This is a genomic window from Mucilaginibacter sp. PAMC 26640, assembly GCA_001596135.1.
Classification (GTDB): domain Bacteria; phylum Bacteroidota; class Bacteroidia; order Sphingobacteriales; family Sphingobacteriaceae; genus Mucilaginibacter.
The window spans coordinates 3746105-3772469 of the sequence record CP014773.1; the positions used below are offsets into that span (position 1 = coordinate 3746105).

At 41.3% G+C, this 26365-nt stretch carries 25 protein-coding genes; 12 read left to right on the forward strand and 13 right to left on the reverse strand.

Annotated elements, in window-relative coordinates; translation table 11 throughout:
• Positions 1–79: 79 nt before the first annotated feature.
• Both A0256_16145 and A0256_16150 read left to right on the forward strand, forming a co-directional pair.
• Positions 80–3592 carry a hypothetical protein gene (locus tag A0256_16145; GenBank protein ID AMR32840.1) on the forward strand — a complete coding sequence of 1171 codons (3513 nt, stop codon included), beginning with the start codon at positions 80–82 and terminating at the stop codon, positions 3590–3592.
• Positions 3589–4605: a hypothetical protein gene (locus tag A0256_16150; GenBank protein AMR32841.1), complete on the forward strand. Its 1017-nt coding sequence runs from the start codon at positions 3589–3591 to the stop codon at positions 4603–4605. Before A0256_16145 ends, A0256_16150 begins: the two co-directional genes overlap by 4 nt.
• Before the next feature lie 138 nt (positions 4606–4743).
• Here A0256_16150 and A0256_16155 read toward each other — a convergent pair whose 3' ends face one another.
• Positions 4744–6219 carry an RNA polymerase sigma-54 factor gene (locus A0256_16155; GenBank protein ID AMR32842.1) on the reverse strand — a complete coding sequence of 492 codons (1476 nt, stop codon included), beginning with the start codon at positions 6217–6219 and terminating at the stop codon, positions 4744–4746.
• A 147-nt stretch (positions 6220–6366) separates the two neighbouring features.
• On the opposite strand from A0256_16155, the gene A0256_16160 reads away from it, so the two are divergent.
• Together A0256_16160 and A0256_16165 are read left to right on the forward strand one after the other, a co-directional pair.
• The gene (locus A0256_16160; protein ID AMR32843.1) at positions 6367–6756 is read left to right on the forward strand and encodes a mechanosensitive ion channel protein MscL; all 390 of its coding nucleotides are present in this window, start codon (positions 6367–6369) and stop codon (positions 6754–6756) included.
• Between the two features lie 14 nt (positions 6757–6770).
• Positions 6771–7112, forward strand: a complete 342-nt coding sequence (locus tag A0256_16165; protein AMR32844.1) for a hypothetical protein — start codon at positions 6771–6773, stop codon at positions 7110–7112.
• A 48-nt stretch (positions 7113–7160) separates the two neighbouring features.
• On the opposite strand, the gene A0256_16170 is transcribed toward A0256_16165, so the two are convergent.
• Positions 7161–8030, reverse strand: a complete 870-nt coding sequence (locus tag A0256_16170) for a hypothetical protein (protein AMR32845.1) — start codon at positions 8028–8030, stop codon at positions 7161–7163.
• Between the two features lie 374 nt (positions 8031–8404).
• Between A0256_16170 and A0256_16175 the strand changes: the two genes are divergently transcribed.
• The 3 genes from A0256_16175 to A0256_16185 all read left to right on the forward strand — a co-directional run bounded on the left by A0256_16175 (position 8405) and on the right by A0256_16185 (position 9857).
• Entirely contained in the window at positions 8405–8788 is a 384-nt protein-coding gene (locus tag A0256_16175; GenBank protein AMR32846.1) for a ribonuclease P protein component, read from the forward strand.
• The gene (locus tag A0256_16180) at positions 8785–9027 is read left to right on the forward strand and encodes a membrane protein insertion efficiency factor YidD (protein ID AMR32847.1); all 243 of its coding nucleotides are present in this window, start codon (positions 8785–8787) and stop codon (positions 9025–9027) included. Before A0256_16175 ends, A0256_16180 begins: the two co-directional genes overlap by 4 nt.
• 140 nt (positions 9028–9167) lie before the next feature.
• Complete coding sequence (locus tag A0256_16185) at positions 9168–9857, forward strand: tRNA threonylcarbamoyladenosine biosynthesis protein TsaB (protein AMR32848.1); 690 nt, start codon at positions 9168–9170, stop codon at positions 9855–9857.
• Here A0256_16185 and A0256_16190 read toward each other — a convergent pair.
• Together A0256_16190 and A0256_16195 are read right to left on the reverse strand one after the other, a co-directional pair.
• Positions 9854–11296, reverse strand: a complete 1443-nt coding sequence (locus tag A0256_16190) for a hypothetical protein (GenBank protein ID AMR32849.1) — start codon at positions 11294–11296, stop codon at positions 9854–9856. The genes A0256_16185 and A0256_16190 overlap by 4 nt on opposite strands.
• Before the next feature lie 117 nt (positions 11297–11413).
• Positions 11414–13024 (reverse strand): hypothetical protein, encoded by a 1611-nt coding sequence (locus tag A0256_16195; protein AMR32850.1) that lies wholly within the window; start codon positions 13022–13024, stop codon positions 11414–11416.
• 85 nt (positions 13025–13109) lie between these two features.
• Here A0256_16195 and A0256_16200 point away from each other — a divergent pair, with 85 nt between their 5' ends.
• The 3 genes from A0256_16200 (at position 13110) to A0256_16210 (ending at position 16742) form a co-directional block, all read left to right on the forward strand.
• Positions 13110–13496, forward strand: coding sequence for a hypothetical protein (locus tag A0256_16200; GenBank protein ID AMR34585.1), 387 nt, complete (start codon positions 13110–13112; stop codon positions 13494–13496).
• A 4-nt stretch (positions 13497–13500) separates the two neighbouring features.
• Positions 13501–15990, forward strand: a complete 2490-nt coding sequence (locus tag A0256_16205; protein AMR32851.1) for a primosomal protein N' — start codon at positions 13501–13503, stop codon at positions 15988–15990.
• Positions 15991–16085: 95 nt separating this feature from the next.
• A complete protein-coding gene (locus A0256_16210) occupies positions 16086–16742 on the forward strand; it encodes a protein-L-isoaspartate O-methyltransferase (GenBank protein ID AMR32852.1) in 657 nt (218 codons plus the stop codon).
• A 67-nt stretch (positions 16743–16809) separates the two neighbouring features.
• Here the strand turns inward: A0256_16210 and A0256_16215 are convergent, their stop codons facing one another.
• From A0256_16215 to A0256_16230, 4 genes are all read right to left on the reverse strand, one after another.
• The gene (locus tag A0256_16215) at positions 16810–17220 is read right to left on the reverse strand and encodes a hypothetical protein (GenBank protein AMR32853.1); all 411 of its coding nucleotides are present in this window, start codon (positions 17218–17220) and stop codon (positions 16810–16812) included.
• A 149-nt stretch (positions 17221–17369) separates the two neighbouring features.
• Positions 17370–17819: an SsrA-binding protein gene (locus tag A0256_16220; protein ID AMR32854.1), complete on the reverse strand. Its 450-nt coding sequence runs from the start codon at positions 17817–17819 to the stop codon at positions 17370–17372.
• A gap of 19 nt (positions 17820–17838) precedes the next feature.
• Positions 17839–19755 (reverse strand): iron/manganese transporter, encoded by a 1917-nt coding sequence (locus tag A0256_16225; GenBank protein AMR32855.1) that lies wholly within the window; start codon positions 19753–19755, stop codon positions 17839–17841.
• A complete protein-coding gene (locus A0256_16230) occupies positions 19752–20402 on the reverse strand; it encodes an iron-dependent repressor (GenBank protein AMR32856.1) in 651 nt (216 codons plus the stop codon). Before A0256_16230 ends, A0256_16225 begins: the two co-directional genes overlap by 4 nt.
• 129 nt (positions 20403–20531) lie before the next feature.
• Between A0256_16230 and A0256_16235 the strand changes: the two genes are divergently transcribed.
• Positions 20532–21002: an AsnC family transcriptional regulator gene (locus tag A0256_16235; protein ID AMR34586.1), complete on the forward strand. Its 471-nt coding sequence runs from the start codon at positions 20532–20534 to the stop codon at positions 21000–21002.
• 110 nt (positions 21003–21112) lie between these two features.
• Here A0256_16235 and A0256_16240 read toward each other — a convergent pair whose 3' ends face one another.
• A complete protein-coding gene (locus A0256_16240) occupies positions 21113–21793 on the reverse strand; it encodes a uracil-DNA glycosylase (GenBank protein AMR32857.1) in 681 nt (226 codons plus the stop codon).
• Positions 21794–21865: 72 nt separating this feature from the next.
• Here A0256_16240 and A0256_16245 point away from each other — a divergent pair, with 72 nt between their 5' ends.
• Positions 21866–22423: a hypothetical protein gene (locus A0256_16245; GenBank protein AMR32858.1), complete on the forward strand. Its 558-nt coding sequence runs from the start codon at positions 21866–21868 to the stop codon at positions 22421–22423.
• An 18-nt stretch (positions 22424–22441) separates the two neighbouring features.
• Here A0256_16245 and A0256_16250 read toward each other — a convergent pair whose 3' ends face one another.
• From A0256_16250 to A0256_16265, 4 genes are all read right to left on the reverse strand, one after another.
• Positions 22442–22657, reverse strand: a complete 216-nt coding sequence (locus tag A0256_16250) for a hypothetical protein (GenBank protein AMR32859.1) — start codon at positions 22655–22657, stop codon at positions 22442–22444.
• A gap of 295 nt (positions 22658–22952) precedes the next feature.
• The gene (locus A0256_16255) at positions 22953–23477 is read right to left on the reverse strand and encodes a hypothetical protein (protein AMR32860.1); all 525 of its coding nucleotides are present in this window, start codon (positions 23475–23477) and stop codon (positions 22953–22955) included.
• A 5-nt stretch (positions 23478–23482) separates the two neighbouring features.
• Entirely contained in the window at positions 23483–24391 is a 909-nt protein-coding gene (locus A0256_16260) for a hypothetical protein (GenBank protein ID AMR32861.1), read from the reverse strand.
• 202 nt (positions 24392–24593) lie between these two features.
• Positions 24594–26315: a lysine--tRNA ligase gene (locus tag A0256_16265; protein ID AMR32862.1), complete on the reverse strand. Its 1722-nt coding sequence runs from the start codon at positions 26313–26315 to the stop codon at positions 24594–24596.
• Positions 26316–26365 lie beyond the last annotated feature (50 nt).

Genomic DNA, 26365 nt, shown 5'->3' on the forward strand with positions numbered 1-26365 from the left:
TATGAACAATACTGTGTATTTTTAAGGTCCGTTTGTGCGTTGTTAGCACTTTTTATAAACCAAAAAGCTAATCTATATATTGAATTGGGTGAAAGCGATAGGTACTGTTGTATCAATTCTTATAGTGTTTGGTGGGTTTACCGTATACGGCCAATCTAACCAGGGTAAAGAGTTCTGGACCGGCTACATGTCGCACGTTGAGAGTACCGGTAAAAGCCAGATGAGCCTTTATATTACCGGCGGTGTAAATACCACAGGCAAAGTGGAAATTGCCGATGGATCCTATGCTATTCCTTTTACGATAAAAGCCAACCAGGTAACTACAGTAGAAATTCCCCGCAGCGCCTTTATGAAAAATCAGGGGCAGTTTCTAAAAGGGATACATATAACGTCGCAAAAAAACATTGCAGTGTACGCGCATATTTACGCCAGCAGTGTATCAGGCGCAACACTGCTCTTACCGGTAACCTCGTTGGGGAAGAGTTATTATTCCATTAATTATACCCAGGCATCAAATTCCGATTCGGATACATCACGAACCTATTCTTCTTTTATGGTAGTTGCAACTGAGGATAATACCACGGTTGAAATAATTCCCTCGGCAGATCTGTTAAATGGTATACCTGCCGGTGCTACCATTACGCTAAATCTGCGGAAAGGGGAGGTTTACCAGGGGCTATCCCTGATTGATTTAACCAATACTGTGATCCGCGCGAAGAGCACCACTGCTGGTGAATGTAAACGGATTGCGGTTTTCTCCGGAAGTACAAAAATTGGCATTGGGTGCCGGCAAGCAGGCTTTACATCAGATAATTTATTTCAGCAGGTGTATCCTACGGCTTCATGGGGCAAAAACTATATCACCGTCCCGCTGAAGAGCCGGGGATATGATATCATCAGGATAATTTGTAGTGCCGATAACACCAATGTTAAAGTTAACGGACTAAATACCTTTCAACCCGTACGGGGACTCTTTGATTTTACATTTTCCTCGCGTGAAACTAATGTTATATCTGCAGACAAACCTATCCAGGTTGTGCAATATGCAGTATCACAGGGACAGACACTTGGTAATTGCACCAATAACAGTTTTGATGTAGGCGATCCCGAAATGATCTATTTAACGCCTACTGAGCAAACGCTTGATCATGTAACGCTTTATTCTACCCCCAACTATGATATCATTAACAATTATATCAATATAGTTATAAAGACATCGCAGACAGCAACTTTTGTTCTAGATGGCAAGCCATATACCAATTTTACACCTGTTAGCGCCGACCCTTCTTTCTCTTATGCTCAAATTAATGTAAGCCAGGGTACGCATAATATAAGCGCTGCTGATGGCTTTAATGCAATTGCTTATGGATTTGGCAATGCAGAATCTTACGGTTATGCTGCGGGCGCCAACCTTAAAAATCTTAATCAGTTTATTGATCTTCAAAATAATAACAACACCCAAGCATTGGCAACTATAAACGGCTGCCGCGATGTTGAATATAAACTGCACTTAACTTTGCCTTACCCAACAACCAATATTAAATGGAATCTAAACGATGGCACGCCGGACTATGTGGATGCTAACCCCCAGGTGGCCTATACTACGGTACAAACTGATGGTAAGGTGCTATATAATTACAACTATTATAAATCCCTTAAATTTATTCCGGGCGACTACAGTATTACGGCAACCGTTCTGAATCCTAATAGCGATGTTTGCGGTGTCACAACAGATATTGATTTCGACTTCAATATTGCAGATTATCCTGAACCCAAATTTACTTTTGAAGGAAACTGCCCGGGAGATACGACCTATTTTAATGACGTTAGCGATGCAAAAGGTGACGAGGTAAAAACCTGGTTATGGGATTTTGGCGACGGGCAAACAAGTTCATTGCAAAATCCGAAACATATCTTCGCCGATAAAGGCACTTACAATGTTATTTTAACCGCTACTAATTTAAATGGCTGTTCGTCAATTTCCCCTCCTCTAAAAGTACTTATTTCTGATAGACCGATAGCGGCATTTGATATCAGCAGTCCCAATTGTGTTGGCGGGGATGTTTTATTTACCGACAGGTCAACTTCAGCAACCAGCAAAATTGTAAAATGGGTTTGGGACTTTGGGGATAAAACGACAGAAACACATGCAGACAATAAACCCTTCACTCATTTATACAAAAATACGGGCAGGGATACCGTAAGGCTTACGTTATGGGATGATAAAGGATGCAGCAGCGCGGCCTACTTTAAAATATTAAATATTACACCACTACCTCAGGTTGATTTTACCCTGCCAGATGCATGTGTAAATGATTTAGTAGAGTTCACCGACAAAAGTATTATTGCCGACGGTAGCGAGGCTGATTTTACCTACAGATGGAATTTTGGTGACGATATGGCAAATAGTATTCACCCGAATACAGGCATCGGAAAAACAACAAACCATCAGTATGCCCACTTTGGCGTCTATACGGTTACGCTTACCGTTACCTCTGCTGCCGGGTGTTCATCTACAAGATCGCAGCAATTCACCGTAAATGGTGCGCAACCTGCTGCTAAATTTACAACCCAGGATAAGGACAAACTTTGCAGTAGTAACCCGGTAACATTTAAGGAGGCGTCAACAGTAAATTTTGGCCGTATTACTAAATTTGTTTGGTACTATGATTATGATGGCGACCGGGCGGATGTAGCAACTTTCGATAAAGATGTGCTGCCGGCAAACCGAATCTACCTGCACAGCTATCCAGTGTTTAACGCACCTGCTACCAAAACCTACAAAGTGCATATGGAAGCCTATTCCGGTGAAAGCTGTGTTGACATAGCTGAAGACGTAATTACGATAAATGCCAACCCTGTAGTAAATTTGCCCCAAGTAGGGCGGGTTTGCCAGGATGCCAAACCATTTTTGGTTATACCAGAAACAAATGGTTTTATTGGCACCGGTGTTTTTACAGGTAGTGGTATTTCCCCTGCAGGCTTGTTTACCCCCGCAAGTGCAGGTACCGGAGTGGTGACGATTACTTATTTATTTACTGGCCAAAATGGTTGCGACTATACCACTAGCACAAGTATTACTGTTAACCCTGTGCCAACTGTTGATGCTGGCGGAAATACAGGTTTGCTTGAAGGTGGAATTGTTAAGCTGCCTGCTAACGCGAAGGGGAAGAGTCTTTCCTACAAGTGGACCCCTGCCACCGGGCTGGATCATGATGACGTCTTAAAGCCGATATGTTCTGCCACCGACGACATAACTTATAAGCTGACTGTTACTAGCGAAGACGGCTGTACAGCAGCGGATGAAATATCTGTTAAAGTCCTGAAAAAATTAACGATAATAAATACCTTTACACCTAACGGCGATGGCGTTAACGATACCTGGACCATAAAATACTTAGAAACTTATCCGGGAAATAAAGTCAACATATACAACAGATATGGAGAAAAGGTATATTCGTCTGTTGGATATGGCAATCCGTGGGACGGAACTTATAAAGGCTCTAATTTACCGGTAGGTACATATTATTATATTATAGATCCGGGGAACGGCGTAAAAGTGGTTTCAGGAAGCGTCACGATTATCAGATGAAGAAAAATTTACCCTTATCACTGCTTTTATTCCTTTTAACGCAAATGGCGCTTGCACAGCAGCGTCCACAATATTCACAATACGTATTCAATAATTTCCTTTTAAACCCTGCTGTAAGCGGTATTGAAAACTACACTGATGCCAAGCTGGGTTACCGCAGCCAGTGGACAGGTTTACAAGGTGCGCCTGTAACCAGTTACTTCAGTATTAACGCCCCGTTGGGAGATAACTTTGTACAGGGAGATGCCACCTCGTTCCCTGCTGCCGGCGGCGAGAATCCGTCCAGTAGGCTGTATACACAGTATTACCGTGCTGCCGAACCGCATCACGGTATCGGTTTTATGGTAGTATCTGATAAGGCGGGGCCAATAAGCCAAACTAATCTGAATGCAACTTATGCTTATCACCTTGGTATTACTGATAAACTTAATTTGTCGGTTGGTGTATCTGCCGGTGTTAATAATCTTTCTATCAATCGTGATCTGATCACGGTAGTTGATCAGGATGACAGAGTTATTAATAATCTGCAAGCAAGCCAGTGGAAACCGGATGTCGGGGTTGGTATCTGGGCCTATTCCTCAACCTACTATTTTGGTATTTCGGCGCAGCAAATATTGTCGCAAAATTTATACGTATCATCAGGAACAACTGCCTTACAAAGTAAAACAGTTCCCCATTTTTTTGCCACCGGTGGGTTTAAAATATTCCTGTCTGATGATGTTACTCTGCTGCCTTCAGCATTGCTAAAATTTATTGATCCAGCGCCCATTAGCTTTGATATCAATATGAAGATGTCATTTCGCGACAGATTCTGGTTCGGAGGCTCTTATCGCCGTGGCGATTCTTATGCAGTATTGATGGGCTTTAATTTAAGTTCGGTAATCAATGTAGGTTACTCGTATGATATTACCACATCCGCGCTTCGTACCGTTAGTAACGGATCACACGAATTGGTGTTGGGGATACTGCTCAATAACCGATATAACTTAAAAAGTCCGCAACACGGCTTTTAATAAGGGTCTCAGTTTCAAAAGGGGAAACCGGTCGGTAAGAATTTAGCAAATAGGTAGTCAATAATAAAGCCCTTCGATAGCTATCAAAGGGCTTTATTATTGACTATATTTTTCTGCTAAGGGCGGAGAGACTGTTTTCTACAACTCTTTCCTCAACCGGGCTACCGGTATATTCATTTGTTCGCGGTATTTAGCTACAGTTCGCCGGGCTATATTATAACCTGCATCTTTTAATATGTCGGTTAATTTTTCGTCAGCCAGCGGATGGCGTTTATCTTCCTGGCCAATATGCTCTTCTAAAATCTTTTTAACTTCTTTATTTGATACCTCTTCGCCACTTTCCGTTTGAATAGCTTCGCTAAAGAATGATTTTAGTAAAAACGTACCATGCTCCGTTTGCACATATTTAGAGTTGGCCACGCGCGATACGGTGGAGATATCCATGCCGATACGGTCAGCAATATCTTTCAGGATCATAGGTTTCAGATTTTTATCATCGCCTGTTAAAAAGAAATCGTACTGATACTGCATAATAGCATTCATCGTTTTCAGCAGGGTTTGCTGGCGCTGTTTGATAGCATCGATAAACCACTTTGCCGAATCGAGCTTTTGTTTTACAAACTGTACGGCCTCTTTTAACTTTTTATCTTTTTGTGCAGCCTTATCATAGTGCTGAAACATTTCCTGATAGGACCGGCTCACTTTGAGTTCCGGCGCATTTTTGGAGTTTAGGGTTAGGATCAGCATACCATCGTTATTGGTGATATGAAAATCCGGTATTACCTGCATTTGTTTGGTGCTCACCTCATTGCTATCGCCTGGTTTTGGGTTTAGCTTCAATATTTCGTTTACTACTCCACGCAGCTCCAAAGAGTTCATGTTGAGCGAACGCTCCAGCTTATCATAATGCTTGCGGGTAAACTCATCCAGGTAATCCTCAACCACCATTATCGCTTTTTTGATAATAGGATCGGCGGGGTCTTTCTTTCGGAGTTGTATTAGAAGGCATTCCTGCAGGCTTCGGGCACCAACGCCGGCAGGGTCAAAGCTTTGGATAACTTTAAGCATATCCTCTACTTCTTCATCCTCGGCCATTACGTTTTGCGAAAAAGCAAGGTCGTCGGTGATGTTCATAATAGGCCTGCGCAGGTAACCGTCGTCATCCAGGCTGCCTATAATTTGCTGGCCAATTTTAAAGTCTTTGTCAGAAAGCGGCAACAGATCCAGTTGGGCCTGCAAGCTTTCGAAGAATGAGCTTTGCACAGCGATAGGGATTTCTTTGCGTTCATCTTCATCATCACCATTTTGGTCATAGCGCGATCCATAATCGTTCACGTTATCTTCCTGCAGGTAATCATCTATATTGAACTCATCCATTTCTCCCTTTTCTTCATCACCGTTGTAGGTGTCTTCGTCAGGGTCGCGGTCCGGATATTGTTCTTCAGGTTCGTTTATATTGGTTAAGCTGATGTCTTCAAGGGCCGGATTTTCTTCCAGTTCTTCTTTTATCCGGGTATCAAGCGATACCGTAGGCACCTGCAAAAGTTTTATAAACTGTATTTGCTGGGGAGAAAGTTTTTGTAAGAGTTTTTGTTGAAGGTTCTGTTTAAGCATAATTTAAGACAAGGGCAAAAGTACATCAATTCCCTTAACTAATAAAATAAGATATAGAGCAGTATGATTGTGTAAATGTTTTTTGCAATATTTTGTTTGGGAGGCTTGTGAAATATTAATAACTTTAAAATATAAATATTTAAAGTTATGGGATTTGTAAAGGAATTTAAAGAATTTGCCGTAAAAGGTAATGTATTGGACTTGGCTGTAGCAGTGGTAATAGGTGCTGCGTTTGGAAAAATTGTGAGTTCGCTTGTGGAAGATATTATTACACCTGCTATTTTAACACCCGCTTTAAAAGCAGCTCATTTATCTAATCTGAGCCAGTTAGTTATACCCGGCACCGCTATTAAATATGGTAATTTTCTATCACAAATCATTTCTTTCATCATTGTTGCCTTGTCACTGTTTTCAATTATCACAGCGGTAAACAAATTTAAAAAGGCAGAGGCTATTGCGCCAACTATTGTACCTGCGCCAACAAAACAAGAACTATTGCTGACAGAGATCCGCGATATTTTGTCAGAAAAAAAATAGATCGAAAATAATCAATGATCGATACCGAGACTGTCCGACGGCTTGCTTTGGCTTTACCCGAAGCAACGGAAGCCTCGCATTTCAACAATCGGTCATTTAAGGTTAACAAGAAAATTTTCGCCACGCTAAATGCAATAGAAAAACGGGCAACCGTTAAGCTCTCAGCTATCGATCAGGATATCTTTTGCACATTTGATAAGGCTGTTGTTTACCCTGTGCCCAACAAATGGGGTAAACAGGGGTGGATGCACATCAATTTGCAAGCCGTTAATGATGATATGTTTATTGATATATTGAAAACGGCTTATAAAACGGTTGCTCCAATAAAACTGGGTGGCTTGGTGAGTTTTGAATAAATGAGCGGACTTTATTTTATGGTAGCTTCGTTTGTCGATCGTGCTTCCCTAAAAAGTTTTTGGCAATTGCGGGTCAGTTAAAATAATATAATCTCCAAATTTCGCAAACTTAGCCCAATCCGGCTTCCCAAAGGTTTCGTCTGCGTAAGCCTGGATGTTGATGATTCTGACGGCTGGGGCATACTTCTTTAATTGTGCAATGGTTCCCAGTTTTTCTTCGCTGTGGAAGCCGCCATTTACCTGAAAGATTTTGAAATTCTGATGTGCTCTGTAAAACTTAGCGATGAAATAGCCCATGGTCGCGTCCCAAAGGTTTTGCGACTGATACATCTTCATTTCGCTGTGACCGCCCATAATTGCGCTAAATTTTTCGTAGTAGGCACCAGTAGCCGTATCGATAGGCAAGGGGGGCAACCAGCTTTTAGCGGTGGCATCCAGCTTTTGCAGTTCTGCCAGGCCAAATCGCGTGGTCATATTTGTATAACGGGTAGGGGCGTTGGCTGCTATAACCGGTAAATGATTTTCTTTAGCCATTTCTACCATAGGGCGGTAATCTTTGTAATTTTGCCATGCACGACCCTCCGTGATCAAATTCTTTTCGCGGATGAAACCAGCAAGGTATTCATTCAAAACAGTTTGGCAATCCGTTTGGAACATTTCCATCGATAAAGCTGTTTTTGCCGGATATTTCTCTGCCAATTTTTTAAAAAGCACATGCTCGAGGTAATGTCCGGTGCTATCATTATGTTCCTCGCCAAAGAAAAGCACATCTGCTTTGTCCATATCGTTTATAATATCATCGAGAGTTACTTGCGCTCGTTTAACGGTGCTGTAGATTTTGTAATGTGGAGCCATAATATCCTGACTGGCCGCAAATAAGGGGAGGGCAAAAAGTATTAAAAAGGCTGTGAATTTCATAGTCGGTATATATATGTTAATATGTTGATAAATACACGTTATCAAATTACCACATTAGTATTTGAAAAAACTAAAAAAAAGGCTACATTTGCACTCTTGTTTTTAAAAGCGACAGATTAGAATAATTAGTATAAAATATAGCCATGAAAAGAACGTTTCAGCCCTCACAAAGGAAAAGAAGAAATAAGCACGGTTTCCGTGAGCGCATGTCAACTGCTAACGGCAGAAGGATATTAGCAGCAAGAAGAGCCAAAGGCCGCAAAAGATTAACAGTATCTGACGAGCGTAGCCACAAAGCTTAATTCTCTGGTTGTTTCTCCTTATAAAGGGGCTGAGCCGGTTAATAGCTTAATTTAGGTTCGGCACTAACAACTATGCATACTTTTAAAAAAGAAGAACGGTTATGTAACAAAAGGCTTATTGACGGTCTTTTTCATAAGGGTTCTTCTTTTTTATGTTATCCCTTCAGAGCCTCCTGGCTCGCTGCAGATGCCGCGCAGGTATTTCCGGTACAAATATTGTTTTCGGTTGCTAAAAAACGGTACAAGCGTGCTGTGGAACGTAACCTGATCAAACGCCGTATGAGGGATGCCTACAGGCTAAACAAACAATCTCTTTTATATAGTTCAATACTTGCTGCTGATAAAAAAATAATTTTATCGGTTGGTTATATTGGTAAAGAAATTGCCGATTTTGAAATGATGGAAAAAAAGATGCGGAAATTATTAATACAGCTTGAAGGGCAGGTGTTGAAATGAAATTATTGTGGGATTCTTTTAAAAGTGTGGTTGGCTGGATCTTCCTGATACTGATAAAGGGATACCAATATTTTATTTCACCTATAACCGGAGCATCATGCAGATATACGCCAACTTGTTCGCAATACGGGGCAGAAGCTATCAAAAGGCACGGTCCCTTTAAAGGTGGCTGGTTAACTTTAAAGCGCATTGCGAGTTGCAATCCTTGGGGCGGACATGGGCATGACCCGGTGCCGTAACTTGCGTGGTTAGATGTAAATTGATATAGATTCACAAAGAAGAACTTCTTTGCATTGATGAAATAATGGCTAGCCCAACACACATTCCTATTTTTCAGTCGTTATTAATCACACATAACGCAACACTGATTGCTGACTAAATGAGTTACCTACTGCAAATCGAAACTGCAACAACATCCTGTTCAGTTGCACTGTCGCAAAACGGCAACGTATTGGCCTTTAAAGAAATAAATGCCCGTAACATCCACGCCGAAGTAATAACTGTGTATATCCAGGGATTAATAACAGAGGCTGGTTTAAATTACGCTGATATTGACGCGGTAGCAGTTAGTTGCGGCCCGGGATCCTACACCGGATTAAGGATTGGCGTATCAACCGCTAAAGGCTTATGCTTTGCCTTAAATAAGCCTTTGATTTCGGTGGATACATTAGCTGCTATGGCAAGTGGTATTGCTAAAAAAAGAAATATATCGCCAGGGACGCTTTTATGCCCGATGATAGATGCACGGCGGATGGAAGTTTTTACCGCTGTATTTGACACAGCAGGGGACATAATCAAACCTACTGCCGCAGAAATAATAGACGAAAATAGTTTTGCTGATCTGCTGTCAAAAAATGCCATTTTGTTTTTTGGGGACGGAGCTGAAAAATGCAAAGTTGCGTTGCGTCATAACCAAAATGCCTGCTTTCAAGAAGACTTCATAAACTCAGCGGTGGATATGACTAACATTTCCACTGATAAATTCAATAATGCTGAATTTGTAGATGTTGCCTATTTTGAGCCTTTTTATCTAAAAGATTTTATTGCCGGCAAAAAAGCAGGTTCCTAGTAGCCCTCGTTTCTCCTGAAGATCTTCAAGTATAAACGTTTTAGAAATCCCGGATTATTCTCGTTAGGGATAGAACTGGCGTTTAACGGGTGCTCAATCAAGTGGCCAAATTTAAAGGCCGCACCTAAAAATAAACTGGCACCTGTGTAAGATGATTTGTCATTTATCTGCGAGCTACTGCCCGTTGATGCAAAGGCCAAACTGGTTGTTTGGAATAACTTTTCGCTTCCAACAAAAAACTCAACATTGGGAGTTTTAAACATAAACTGACCGCCTACACTTAAAGTTTTGTAGTTGTTATAGGAAGTTGTTAATGTTAACGTGTAGTTGTTGTAGGATACCGGGTTGACTAAAGCTGCGGCAAGTCCTTTAAAAAAAAGTTCTTTAGATACGATCAACGTAGGAGAATATTTTAATTGATTATCGTAGTCCAGCCAAAAAACTTTGTTGGCGCTTATTTCAAATTTGCTATTAGTAGGTGTAACAAATGAACCTGTTGTAACATTATTTTTAGTTATTGATTTTGCTGCATTGTAAATATTCTTTTCCCGGGCTGCGCTTGAAAATTGTTTGATGGTGTCACTTCTGTCGAAATTATAGGTGTATGATCGTGAACTCCAGTGAATAAACCCTAAGTCCTTCAAGTTAAATTGCAGGTTAAAATTGTCATTTGTGCGGACAGTAGACCCGATGCTGATGGCAGCTCCCGGGTTCCTGAGATTTGGGATATAATCATGTGTAGTGAAGCCACCGGGAATATAATTTAATAAATATTTGCCACGCATGCTTAAAACCGCTAAATCATTTGGCCGGTCGATATCTATATGTGATTCTCTAATATCTACATTTTGGTACCTTATTCCCATTAGCAAGCTTAATTTGGCACCAAGTGCAAACCGTTTGTTTATTTTTTCGCGATAGGTAAAACTCAGTTGGTGGTACGCTTGGTAAGTTCCGCTATTGTTGAAGATGTTATCATAATGATTTTGCGGTAATGCGGAAGGGCCATTAAAAATTGCCACAGATTCATCAGTAAAGATTCCCCGCATTTCAAACCGGGTTTGCGCAGAAATGCCTATTTCTGCGTCGCCGGCCAAATTTGTGTAGGCCTTAAACATGAACAAGTAATAATTAATGTCGGTATTTGTCTGATTGGTAAAGTTTCCGTTACCGATTCTCAAATTATTTTTAACATAATTCCCATTAAAAGCTCTGCTCTTAAGTGGTACCTGAGCATTGCCGCTTAAATTAAAATTCAAGTAGAAGTTGGGTAGAAAAAAGTTAGATGCATACTGGCGGCTGGAGTCGGGGATGAAGCTACGCTGGGCGTTGTTTTCAAATGAATCATACAAAGTACCGGTATTGTACTGTGAAAATTGTTGGCCGAAGGATTGTATCGTGAAAGTAAGAAAGAAAAATGCCAATAAAATTTTCGTCATATCTCGCAGTGTCGTTTGCCGTTGATTATCGTATCTAATTATGGAATGCTATCCGACTGAGAAATAATCAAAGCCCAATTATAGGCCTTCTACGTATAATGAGTGTAAGGGTTATAATTATTTTTGGATTTTGACAGTGTCGGCATTTTTGATAATTTCTGCCGGATTACGGAGCATGCAAAAATTAGTGTAGTAGTTTTTATCGGCGGCCGTAAGTTGGTAGGATGCTGCGTAAAAGTTTTTGATCGATAGTTTATCGTTATCGTATAGGTCAAAAAACTCATTTTTCAGGTCGTTCTTCAGAATTGACTGCGAATTTTTAAAGTGGATAAAAAATGCAAGATTACTTCGCTCAGCAAGTAAATTATCAAAACGAACATACTGTTCCGTTTTGTTCAAAAACTTGCGGTTTATGTAACTATCGTAGTAGCTATCCAATTCCTTTCCGCTATTGGCAAATACCAGGTAATTATCCACGATACGGAAGTATGGCCTGCGAAAAATATTGAAAGCATCGCCAAGTAAAAAATAGGGCAATTTATTATAGTTCAGCTGCCCTTCGTCCTCGTTAACCATGGTACTTATACTACCCATTAATGGCCGCATTTTTGATCCGTCCTTAAGCATTATCAGTCCAAATTTTTCCCGGTACCGGGTAGTGATTACGGCAAATTCGGTGCCCAGCAATTTGGTGAATTCCGCACGGATATCCAGTCCTGTTTCACCTTTTATTTTATTGAATAATGTATCGCGCTCAACCTTTAGCCCAGCCTTATCATGAAATTTACCCAAGTCGTTAGAGAATTTAACAGGGTCAGAAACCGCCATACTCATAGAATAAGCGATCGTTGAGGGGGATATTTCTTTAAGGTGATTTTCTACAGGAGCTTGCCGGGCAAATAGGTTCAGGTAGCTGGCGGGCTTATCGCTTTGTACGTTGGTGTAGCCGTTAAACATTAGCGCATCGGTTTTGTAATTCAAGTTTAAAGCTGCCAAAGCGTTTAGTAAGCGGAAACTTTTAAACAGATCGTTGTTCTTGTTCCTGAACAATTGATTGAATAGGGGCTCAAGCTGGCTGTAATTGATATAAAGATTGGCCAGGGAATTGGAGTTCTGCTGATCGGGCAATTGTAGAAACGATTGCTTGTCTTTATCGTATTTGTACCGGGCCGCCTTCGTCACCAAATCTTTTGAAAAGCTCGCCGAATAAATGCTGCCTTCGGTATTGATAATAAAGAAGCGTTTTTTTAAAGCAGGAAAGAAAATGGTATATCCCTTTTTTTCATCGATGCTGAGTGGGGTGATCAGAAAGCCTTTGTTCTTTAGTTTAGCAAGGGCGTCGAAAGCCCCTGCATCAAAATCTTTTGCCGCGGCGGCGGTCAACAATAATTCGATGGAAGTTTTTTCCAGGGGATGGAGAGAAATGAAGACGTTGCTGTTATCGAAAAAATTTTGGAGCAAAGGATGCGCAAACAATACTTTTCTAACTGTATCCAATTCAGCCATTTTACTGTCGCTAACCAAACTGCCAATCAATGAATTATCAGTAAAAATGTCATAGAAGCCCTTGTCATTGCTAATTTCAAAAACGGCGGCGGCACTGTCGGGAATGGTGCGCATAACATTGCCAGCATGCACACCTGACAAGTTAACGCTTCTAAAATATTTTACGGTCACAAACCCGGTGGCGGCAATTAATAATAAAGTGAGTAGTATATATCTTTTCATTGCTGTTTGGGCCCGCAAGTTAGAATTTTACCGTACCACAATAAAGTAATACTTTCATTTGGTTAACTTAGCCTTTTATATCTGGATGAACAAACAAATTATAGTTACCGCAGCCGTATTTGGTGCCTTTGCTGTTATCTGCGGCGCATTTGGGGCACATGCTTTAAGGGAGCAACTCCAGCCAAAGCAATTAGAAGTATGGCAAACAGCTGTTCAATATCAATTTTACCATGTATTTGCATTGTTATTTTTATCCACTTTTAGCCGCTTTAAAACACGCCTGGTTACCATAAGTTACTACCTGTTTACTTTGGGGATAATTTTGTTTTCGGGTTCACTTTACCTGCTTGCCTGTCGCGATCTTTTAAAAATGCCGGGTTTAGCAGTTTTGGGTCCGGTTACCCCCATTGGCGGCTTACTTTTTATAATCGGCTGGTCAACACTGGCATTAGCTGCGGTCAGAAATAAATAACCTAATGTTAGAGTTTGCCGAAGTACAGCAGCATACCCGTAAAACGCTTTTTGTTGAAGTGATATTGCCTTTGGCAATCAGCATAAATTATACTTACCGGGTTCCGTATGAAATGAATACTGCTGTAGTTGTAGGTAAAAGGGCAGTTGTGCAGTTTGGTAAAAGCAAACTCTACACCGCTATCATAGCCTCAATTGGTGAACAAGCTCCCGAAAAATACGAGGCTAAATACATCATAGAAATATTGGATGACTCCCCGGTAATTACCGAGCATCAATTGCGCTTTTGGCACTGGATAGCCGAATATTATATGTGTAACGAAGGCGAAGTGATGAATGCAGCTTTGCCATCAGCTCTTAAACTCGCCAGCGAAACCAAGGTAATGCTGAACCGGGAGTTCGAGTATGACAAAACTAAGCTCAACGATAAGGAGTATTTAATCACCGAGGCGCTTGATATACAGCCCGAACTCACTATTAGTGATATCGTAAAGCTATTGGGGCAGAAGACGGTGATGCCAATATTGAAATCTTTATTTGAGAAGAATATTATCACTATATCTGAGGAGGTTAGCGAGCGGTACAGGCCCAGAAAGAGAACTTATCTTACCTTGAATCCAGTTTATCAAAATTCTGATAACAGGCGAGAACTTTTTGAAATTCTGGAAAAACGCGCTCCCAAACAGGCCGATGCCTTGCTGGCTTATCTGAAACTTTCACGGCAGCAAAAAGCAGTATTAAAAAGCGAATTGATTGAAGAAAGCGGGGCAGGAGATGCCAGCATTAAATCTTTGATTGAAAAGGAGATATTTTTTGCCGAACACAAAACGGTAAGCAGACTTGGTTACGAGGAGGATGATGAATCAATAAGCAATTTTATCCTGAGTACTGCCCAGCAAATTGCACTGGATGATGTTCGCAGCCATTTTGAAAAAAAGGATGTGGTGTTGCTGCATGGCGTTACTGCATCGGGCAAAACACAGATCTATATCCGTCTGATCGAAGAAATGATTGCTTCCGGCCGTCAAGTGCTTTACCTTCTTCCAGAGATAGCGCTAACTACCCACATCATTGAGCGGCTCCGGATTTACTTCGGCGGTACCATCGGTGTTTACCACTCACGGTTTAATGATAACGAGCGGGTTGAAGTGTGGCAAAAGGTACTGCGTGGAGAATACAAGGTTGTACTGGGTGCCCGCTCTTCAGTTTTTCTTCCTTTTCAGGATCTTGGACTCATCATTGTAGATGAGGAGCACGAAACCTCTTACAAGCAATACGACCCCGCACCAAGATACAACGCACGGGATGCGGCTATTTACCTTGCCAATATGCATCATGGTAAAGTTTTGCTAGGCTCGGCCACACCATCTTTTGAATCTTATTATAATGCACGTACTCATAAGTACGGTTTAACGGAACTGGTGGAACGCTTTGGAGGCGTACAGCTGCCATTAATACAGGTGGTAAGTATTTCACAGGAGATGAAGCAGAAAACCATGCAGTCGCATTTTACGGGCGTGCTGATGGCTGATATGCAGCTTGCGCTTGATCATAAGGAGCAAGTGATCCTTTTCCAAAACCGCCGGGGCTATGCACCGGTGCTGATGTGTAAGGTATGTGCATTTACCCCCAAATGTATCAATTGCGATGTGAGCCTTACTTATCACAAGCATACCACCAAACTACATTGTCATTACTGTGGTTATAAAGAAGATACCCCCTCAGTTTGCCCTGCATGTGGTTCTACCCATTTAGAATATAAGGGTTTTGGCACAGAGAAGGTAGAGGATGAATTATCGGTTTTGATGCCGGATGTCCGTCTCGCCAGGATGGATCTGGATACTACTCGGTCACGCAACGCGTTGCAAACTATCCTGAATAATCTTGAAGAAAAGAAAATAGATATACTAATTGGTACTCAAATGGTAGCCAAAGGACTGGATTTTGCAGATGTTACGGTAATTGGTATTATCAACGCAGATAGTTTATTAAAATATCCAGACTACCGCGCAAACGAGCGGAGTTTTCAAATGCTTGCGCAGGTAAGCGGGCGCGCGGGCCGCAGGGGGAAGCAGGGCAAAGTGGTCATTCAAACCTATGATCCAAATCACCGGGTAATTAAACAAGTAATTGAAAATAATTACGCCGACCTGTATTTTACCGAGATGGAGGAACGCAAAAGCTTTAAGTACCCACCTTTTTACCGCATTATCAGCGTTGATATCAAACACAAAAACCCTGAGATCCTGTATAATCAGGCAGAGTATTTTGCTAATGAGCTGCGCAAACATTTTGGTGATAGAGTAATCGGTCCCGAGCCTCCTCTAGTAAGCAGGGTACGCAACTACTATATCAAAACCATTATGCTGAAGTTTGAGAAAGATGCAATTTCAATTGTAAAGGCTAAGGCCTTAATGCGGGATGTGATCACCCAATTTCAAACAACTAAGCTGAGCAAAGGCAGCATAGTGCAGCCGGATGTAGATCCATACTAGGGGTACATTTTTATCTCCATCGCTATCAGCATTATAAAATCTAAGTAGGTTGGTTTCCGCTTTAAATTCCATAATCGTATTAACTTTGCTGTATAATGGCATATAAGTTCGTAGATAACTATCGGGAGCAAGGCGCACGCAAAAGGCTGGTTGAGGTATTAAGGAAAAAGGGAATAGAAGACGAGGGAGTTCTTAAAGCAATAGCAAAAGTGCCCCGCCACTATTTTTTTGATGAGACTTTCTGGAACCAGGCTTATAAGGATATCGCTTTTCCGATAGGAGCCGGGCAAACTATTTCGCAGCCTTATACGGTAGCATATCAAACGGAACTATTACACATACGCAAAGGAGATAAGGTACTTGAAATTGGAACCGGCAGCGGTTATCAAACTTGTGTGTTACTGGAAGTAGGGGCTAAGGTTTTCACCATAGAGCGCCAGGAAAAACTTTACGAGCGTACCATACAGGTACTGCCCTACATGGGCTATAAGCCCAAATTCTTTTTGGGAGACGGATCAGTAGGGATTGCTTCTGACGCACCTTATGATAAGATCATTGTAACAGCAGGCGCGCCAACCGTACCCGAATTATTACTTAAACAGCTCAATATAGGTGGTGTCCTCGTTATCCCGGTAGGGGATGAACAATCGCAAAAAATGGTAACCGTTCTTAAAACCGGCGAACATGATTACGAGCGACATGTTTTGGATACGTTTAGATTTGTACCTTTAGTAGGTGATAGAGCCTGGTAGAAAAAGTTTGTGAAAATTTACCGCTGATCAGGATTTTATAGCCAGACCAACGATAAATATCAAGCTACTAAATTTCTTTACCCAATTGCTTTAGAATTCCTAACTGATCTGAACTTCCCCAACGTTCGGTCATTTTACCTTGGGTAAATTTGCTGATTTGCAATCCATGGGCTTTAATAGGTTTTCCAGTAGCTGGTATGCCCATAAATACGCCACTATGTGTACCGGTAATTTCGTAAGCAAATGATACGTTGTTTTCATCCGCTACTAGTTGTTTCACTTCCAATTTGAGATCAGGAAATGCGGTACGTAATTCTGTAAAGAAAGCAATATAACCTTGTGGTCCAGCAACCTGCCCGTCTGCAGGGTCATGGTCCACACAGTTTTCAGCTACGAGTTCTTTAAATCTTTCTAATTCTCCACTGTTTACCGCTTCACCAAATTTTTTTTGTTGTTCTATGTTGCTTTGTATACTCATGATTATTTTATTTATCTGTAAGCAATAGTAAAGCCAAACAATAGGTGTGTGATTTTACCTACGTATATTAGAGATAAAGCATATAAATCAATTGAAGTTATGCAAATTAAAAATCTGTCTGGCTTGCGCGTAAAAAGGTTTTGTTGTCTTTAGCTTTTCATAGCCCTGTTCATTTCAATCTTTGTATCCCGCTCTTTCATGGTTTCGCGTTTATCGAAGGTCTTTTTACCCTGTGCAAGGCCTATTTCTAACTTAGCAAAACCGCGCTCGCTGATGAAAAGCGCAAGCGGAATGATGGTTAAGCCTTTTTCCTCACCTCGTGTCAGCAATTTCTTCAACTCTTTTTTATTGAGTAGTAAGATACGGTCACGTTTGGCTTCGTGGTTGTAAAACGAGCCAAAAGAATATTCTGAAATGTGCAAGTTGCGGATATACAGTTGGTTGCCAATAAAAGTGCAGAATGCATCGTTCACATTGGCCTTACCCTCACGGATGGATTTGATCTCTGTACCCAGCAGTTGGATGCCGGCCACGTATTTATCCAATATATGATACTCGAAGTATGCTTTCTTATTTTTAATGTAGATGTCCTGCTTCATTGTACTGCAAATATGCGAATTAATTTGTGCCCGGTTTAACAACCAGCACCGGTACGTTAACCTTATGTCGCACGGTGTTTACTGTTGTACCAAAAATAAGGTCCTTCAGCGCTTTATGCCCGTGCGAACCCATTACTATAAAATCTATGCCAGACTTGTTTACAATTTCTGCTATAGCTACTGCCGGGGCACCGTATCCTATTTCTGCTTGGGCATGGTAATGTAAAACTTTAAGTGCTTCCACATACTTTTCAAGGTTATTAACATCGCTTTGGGTTTCGTTGTCCATCACTTGTTTGCCATAATACCGGGCGCCTGCCGTTTCTACCACATGGATTAAGGTATAATGTGCTTTTTTACCCCCTTGCATCAGAGCGTGCCGTATGCAGTCCTGGTCGTTTTTGGAAAAATCTATGGTAACTGCAATATTATTATACTGTATCGCTTCCAAATTATCTAAAGACGCCGCTATACCGTGGGGAACGTAAGCCGGCTGATCGCTGTGTTTGTAAAGCAGCGGGCGAAGAAACACATATATGAGTAAGAGCCCAATCCCAACTACTATCGGTACCACAAAAATGTAGATGTACAGGTCGGATTGTTTACTTTCTGCAAGCCAGCCATTAACCTGGTCATAAACAAGTTTAGCGTTTAGCCCAACGATGAGGATTGCGCTCGCCCATGCCAAAATTCTTACTTTTAGGCTGATTGCAAAATCGCCCATTCGCTTTTTATCGGATGTAAAATGGATAAGGGGAATCACTGCAAAACCAAGCTGTAAACTCAGCACCACCTGACTCAGAATAATTAAACCGCCTAAGGCATCTTCGCCAAGGTATAAAATGGTGAAAACTGCGGGAACTATTGCAAATACCCGGGTAAGCAGGCGCCGCAACCAGGGTTCTATCCGCAGGTTGATGTGGCCCTCCATAATGATCTGCCCGGCAAGCGTGCCTGTAATCGTAGAACTTTGACCCGAAGCGATGAGTGCTACGGCGAACAAAACCGGCGCTATTTTTCCGAATATATGTTCCAGTAACTTGTATGCATCCTGAATCTCTGCAACCTCAAAGTAACCATTTTTGTAAAATGCTGTCGCCGCAAGTATCAGTATGGCGGCATTTACAAAAAAAGCCAGGTTAAGGGCTATAACCGTATCAAAAAGGTTAAACTTTATCGCCGATTTGAATCCTTCTTTTGTGCGGCTTATCTTACGCGTTTGCACCAGCGAAGAGTGCAAATAAAGATTGTGCGGCATAACGGTAGCACCAATTATGCCTATAGCGATATACAACATTTGCTGGCTTACCTTATCGTTTTTAAAAAGATTATTTGGTATAAAGCCTTTGGCAATGTCTACAACATCCGGGCCTACAATAAACATTTCTACCAGGAACGATACCCCGATTATGAAGATCATAGAGATAATAAACCCCTCCAGCTTGCGCATTCCCTTATTCATCAGCCACAGCATCAGCACCGTATCTGTGATGGTTAACGATACCCCCCAAATGAGCGGCAGGTTAAACAGCAGTTTTAATCCGATGGCCATCCCGATGATTTCGGCGAGGTCACAGGCTATAATGGCTATTTGTGCCAATATGTAAAGCCAGAAGTTTACAAATTTGGGGTAGGCGTTCTTAGATGCCTGCGCCAGATCCAATCCGCGTACAATCCCAAGCCGCGCGGCAAGCGACTGCAAGAGTAATGCTATTAAATTTGATGCAAACAGCACCCAGATAAGTTTATAGCCAAAGGCACTTCCACCAGCCAGATCGGTAGCCCAGTTGCCTGGATCCATGTAACCAACACTGACAAGGTAAGCAGGCCCTAAAAAAGCCATCAGCTTGCGCCAGCCTTTTAGGCTCTCCGGGTTTACCGAGCCGTGTACATTCCCTAAAGAGTGGCTATCATCATGTGTATCAGTTTTGCTCATATTGCAATCAGTAAATTGTTAGCCACCTCACGGCTTATTTGCAGGTCTTTATTCTCCATTTCCAGCACTACCGTATTATCATACAAAATGATCTCTTTAACCCTGATCTGCTTTCCAATGGTTAATTGTTGTTTTTCCAGGTACTGCAGAAAAATAGCAGAATGATCGCGCACTCCGGAAATTACACCCCCGGCATTAACAGAAATTGCAGAAATTGGTTTAAGATCATTTATTTTAAAGTTGCCGTTACAGTCGGGTATAGGGTCGCCATGTGGGTCACGTTTTGGGAAACCCATAAACTCATCCAGCCGGTCTATCAGTATATTGGATGATATGTGTTCCATTTCTTCGGCCATCTCGTGTACCTCGTCCCATTTAAAATTGAGCTTCTCTACCAAAAAGTATTCCCAGAGCCGGTGTTTCCGGATAATGTTCAGCGCAACCTTTTTGCCTGCGGCAGTAAGACTTACGCCCTGGTATCTGGTATAATTGATTAACTCTTTGTCAGACAACTTGCGCAGCATATCAGTTACTGAAGATGCTTTAGTTTCCAGCGAAGCTGCAATTTGATTGGTGCTTACGCTTTCCGCAGCAGCAGCTAATTTGAAGATCGCTTTTAAGTAATTCTCCTCGGCTAATGTATTCATTTAGTCAAATATAATAATAAATTTAGACTTGTCTAAAAATACAATCCCTTAGCCGATTTGTTTTGCTGATTGATATTTGTGTGGAATTATATTTGGCGTAATGCAGATTATTTTATATTTGCATGTACCATGGCAGCTGAATTAGACAAGATAGATCTCCAAATACTCAAGATATTACAAGAAAATGGCCGCATAACCAATCTGCAGCTATCTACCGAAATAGGCCTTTCACCGGCGCCTACCTTGGAGCGTGTGCGTAAGCTGGAGAATGCAGAGTATATAAAAAGCTATCATGCATTGGTGGATGAGGAAAAGCTCGGGCTTGGCATAAAAACCTTTATCCAGATTTCGCTTGATTTTCACCAGAAGAACACCATTCAGACTTTTTTAGATGAGATCCAGTCGATAAAAGAAGTCACCGAATGTCACCACGTAACAGGTCAGTGCGATTTCCTGTTGAAAGTTTACGTACGCGACATTAAATCTTATGAACGCCTGATCATGGAAAAAATAAGCCGCATCACGGTGGTGAAGACCTTTCAAACCATGATGATTATGAGTACCAGCAAAAAGGAACCGATAGTACCGCTGGAGTATTAAGTTAGGCATGCAGATGTGCTAACTGCAGATGTACAGATTAGCGCACGTGCAATTCTGCTACAGCATCTTTTTTCATCTGCATATTAGCTCATTTGAAATTTGCACATTTATTATATCTGCCAATTAATCGGCTCCTTACCATTTTTTACCAAGAAATCATTTGTCTTCGAAAATGGTTTTGACCCAAAAAATCCGCCATGACTTACCGCCAAAGGAGAGGGGTGCGTGGATTTAATGATAAGATGATTATTATTCGGGTTAATCAACACGCTTTTTGATTGTGCGTAGGCTCCCCACAAAATAAATACGATTCCATTTTTAGCATCCGATAAGGTTTTAATTGCTGCATCTGTAAATTTCTCCCAACCCTTTTTCTGATGTGATCCGGCGGTGGCTGCTCTTACAGTTAAAGTTGCGTTCAACATCAACACGCCTTGCTCAGCCCATTTAGTTAACTCACCCGTGGAAGGAATTTTAAAGCCTTGTATATCGGTGGCTAGTTCTTTATAGATATTTTTTAACGACGGCGGCGGCGTAATGCCATCCCGAACTGAAAAAGACAAACCGTGTGCCTGGTTGGGGCCGTGGTAAGGGTCCTGGCCCAAAATAACCACTTTTACATTATCTATTGGGGTAATGTTGAATGCAGCAAATATTTCCTTACTTTTTGGGTAAGTAATATGCCCTGCTTCTTTCTCCTGCAACAGGAATTTCTTCAATTCCGCCATATAAGGTTTTGTTAACTCTTCACCAATTACCTGATGCCATCCGGCTTCTAATTCTCCTGCCATAAATATTAAATACAGATGTTTTATTTAGCTACAAATAACGATATTTGCACTTTGAATATACTAATACAAATTATGTCGAATATAGTTAGGTTAATTATCGCATGTGTAACAATGGGTGGCGCTGTGGCCCTTTGTGTGTTTGGTTTTTGGGGCTGGGGGATACCTTTATTTTTAATTGGCGCTTTAATACTACTGACATACTTTTTTAATGAAAATATGCTTGTAGCGCAGTATTACCTGCGTAAAGAAAAGTCGGACGAGTCTGAAAAATGGTTGTTAAAAATCACTGATTACGAGAAACAGTTATACAAAGGCCAGCATGGATATTATAACCTGTTAGTAGGTTTGATTGAATCCCGTAAGGCACCATTGAAATCTGAAAAGTATTTTAAGAAAGCACTTAGCCTTGGTATGGGGATGAGCCACAACACGGCGTTAGCCAAGTTGAGCCTCGCCGGTATTTGCATGGCAAAACGTGATAAGCGTAATGCAGAGATTTATTTAAAAGAAGCTGCTAAAGACGACAAAAATAAATTACTTGCCGATCAGATCAAAATGATGAAAGGCCAAATGTCACAGATGGACAAGCAGCAGGTAGTACGCGGAGGTTTCCGCCAGCAACGTTTTTAATAGCAATTAAATGAGCTGTTATTTTTCATCCAGCGAGCTGTAATAATCGGGCTCTGAGGAATGATTTTGGTTGGCAGAAATATACCTGTCAACCACATTAAATGAAGTCTCTTCCGATGGTTTAGAAATCTCTACCATCTTTAATAAATTGCGAATAAACGAAAGATCAAAATTGCTTCTGTTCAGCTTGATCAGGTATTCGTTTTCTGTTATTTCTAATATTGAGTTAGTCATGTTTTTCGTATTTGTGTGTTTGAGATAAAGTTAACTAGGATGTTTAAGAAGAAAGTTTTGTTTGTTTTATGCTTTTGTTAAGAAATTGTGAATAATGGACAAATATTTCTCAGAATTTAGATTTTTTGCATCAAAATTGGTCAAGGCGCTTTAATTCTGATCAATTTATCACGGTCGTAGTAGTTATATCATAGGCAGAAGATACAGGTAAAAATCTCCCTCGACTTATCATGATCTGTTAAATCATCCAGTTTGCCAACGGCTTAACTAAGAGTTATCTCCATGTTTGCCAATCCTAGTTAAATATCAATCCAGGAACGCCCACTCCAATAGCTACACCGTAAGCAAGATCTGCCCAAAAGAATCGTAGTATATTAAAGATATATACTAACCCCACCAGCGGGAACGACACAATAGCTAGTACATTTTTGTCCTTAACCTTTATTTTAGCTTGCTCGAAGATGTTCTTAGCATCTTGTGTGGATGGTACGGCATGCATCCCAATGGAAACCCCCAGCCACATTAAAAAGTAAGATAAGGGATGGGCTAATCCAAAGAATGTGATGGGCATATAAGCAGGGATACAAATCAGCAGGCATAATATGGTGTTTACAAAAAATGGCCCCATACTGATTAGAAATGTGCTGTAAAAATTACTTGTATTTTCATGAATAACGTAACCTGCCGGGTTCCCTATCCGGATATAGCAAACTTCAAAAACAGCCACCTTGCGCAGCCTGCAAAAAAACAAATGTGCAAACTCATGGACTATGACGCCAGGAAATGTCAGAATAGTTATTAAAAAGCCCGGGATAAACATGTTTGTTATTTTGAGGTGTAGCCGTTTGGAAATTTTTTGTCGAACTGGTCTTTGCTGATAATTTGCCTGCTATCGAGCCTGTACAGAATGCGGCTCGAATAATTTTTAGCTTCGGTACTTGTATCATCAATCGCGCGGGACCTTTTTAAGTTGTAGAGTGATAATTTCTTTAATGAATCGGTGCCTTTTTGTGCATACAGGCAGGCGTATGCAGACGCTACCCCACCCCACGAGCCCGCAAGTGTTGTATCAGCCTTTAAAAAATCTTTTGAAGAGTTCAAAAAGGCCTGGTAGTCGGCTCTGTCAAATTCCGCCCCAATTTGTGCCTGTAATTTTAATTCTCTCAGGTGATAATCGGCTGGGAGTGAATCGCTGCACAGATTTAGTTCGACTAAACCTAGTGCTGATTTGTCTTTTGACAGGTAGCTAATGCCTTTGTAAAAATGTGCCATATCGGCCAGTATAGTAACTTCGGGTACATTTTCACTTGCATCCTTCATAGTAGTGGCAGCTACCTCCATTTTACCTTCAGAAAATGTTTTATTAGCAGAATTTAATTCTTGATAAGCCGCGAAAAAGCGCCAGTTCCAAAAGATAGAAAACACAACGAGCGCCAGGACACCAGCAAAAAAAGCCTTTACCCACAATGGGAAAATTTGTTTGTTAAGATCCGTTTTGCATGCGGTACAAATATGGAATGAGCCAAGTTTTTCCAACTTATTATCAGCAAATTCCTTTTTACATAAAGCGCAGGTGGGTATGGGAGGTTCAGCTTCTTGAGCTCCTTTTACGTGGATTTCCCCGTAGGTAAGTAACTGCTCTGAGCAAGACCTACAATAATCTTGTTGGCTAATTTGAACGGTTTGTTCCTGGGGATGCCCGGTATTACAACCGAAGCATGTAATGAGATCCATAGTTTAATCGTGATAAGGTTACTCACATATTTTACCTAAATATTAGGTTCATATGCTAAATGTAAATATATCAAAATTTAACAACAAAAAACACTGACTATGGAAAAGAAATATTTATTACCATTTATCAAAAAACGAGGTGCCAAAAATATAGCACCTCGTTTTATTAATTAGTTAAAGGTTAATTGTTCCAATAATTCCTCTATTCAAACCATCTCATTACGTCTTCTTTATTAGGCATGGTAATATCCAATTTTAACTTTTTCCGCATTCCGCCCAAGTCATTATAGACTTTGTTTGGACTTGCGGTCTTCAATTCCTCAACGGTATTGAAGCCCATTTTACTTAACACAGGCACCCACTCGGCCGGGACACCTATGTTGATGAAATCCTCTTCCGTAGCAACCTTAGCTTTTTTCTCAGGGCGCATTTGCGGGAAAAATAACACTTCCTGTATGGTGCTTTGGTTTGTCATTAACATCACCAAACGATCGATACCTATTCCGAGGCCGGACGTAGGAGGCATACCGTATTCCAAAGCGCGTAAAAAGTCGTCGTCCATTGCCATGGCTTCGTCATCGCCACGGCCCGCCAATACCAATTGCTCTTCTAAACGCTCCCGCTGATCTATTGGATCGTTCAATTCCGAGTAGGCGTTAGCGATCTCTTTACCATTAACAAATAACTCAAAACGTTCTACCAGTCCATCTTTTGTACGATGCTTTTTTGCCAGCGGTGTCATCTCGATAGGGTAGTCGGTAATGTAGGTAGGCTGAATAAGTTTAGCTTCAACTTTCGCGCTAAAAATCTCGTCGATAAGCTTTCCTTTACCCATCGTGGCGTTTGTTTCAATACCCAGATCTGTACAAACCTGCAGCAGACCGGTTTCGTCCATTTCAGACACGTTGATGCCGGTATATTTCAATATCGAATCATACATGCTGAGTTTCTCGTATGGCCCGGCAAAGTTAATTTCGTTTTGCCCAACCTGTACAACCGGAATGCCATGCACAGCTTTGGCAACAGTTTCTAAACATTCCTCCACCATGTCCATCATCCATATGTAGTCCTTGTAGGCTACGTAGATTTCCATTGCGGTAAATTCCGGGTTGTGGGTTCGGTCCATGCCCTCGTTACGGAACATTTTGCCAAATTCATATACACCATCAAACCCTGCTACGATCAATCTTTTCAAGTAAAGTTCGTTTGCTATACGCAGAAACAACGGCATATCAAGTGTGTTGTGATGCGTCGCAAAGGGACGAGCCGCTGCACCACCATGAATCTGCTGCAAAATTGGGGTCTCCACTTCCATCCAGCCTTTTGTATTAAAGTAACTACGCATAGCGCTAATCACTTTAGAGCGGTTGATGAAGATGTTTTTATATTCCGGGTTAACGGTTAAATCCACATACCGCTGTCGGTAACGCATCTCCGGATCGGTGAAACCATCATGTATGGTACCATCTTCTTCACGTTTCACCACCGGCAGTGGTTTCAAAGATTTAGAAAGAATATTCAGTTCCTGTACGTGAATAGATACCTCGCCGGTTTGCGTTAAAAATACGTAGCCTTTTACACCAACGTAATCGCCGATATCAAGCAGTTTTTTAAATACGGTATTGTACAAGGTTTTATCTTCGTCGGGGCAAAGGTCGTCACGTTTCAAATAGATCTGAACGCGTCCTGTCGAATCCTGTATCTCGGCAAACGATGCGCTGCCCATAATGCGGCGGGTCATGATGCGGCCAGCTATGGTAACCTGTTTATATTTATCCGGGGTAGCTTCAAAATTGTCATTAATGTCCTGGGCCCAGGCAGTCACTTCGTAAGCTTCAGCAGGGTAGGGATCGATGCCCAGTTCGCGAAGCTTTTGCAGCGATTCGCGGCGTATAATTTCCTGTTCGGATAGCGCAATACTCATAGTAAAAACGTTGTATTTTGAGGCTGCAAAAATAGTTTTTTTTAGTGACA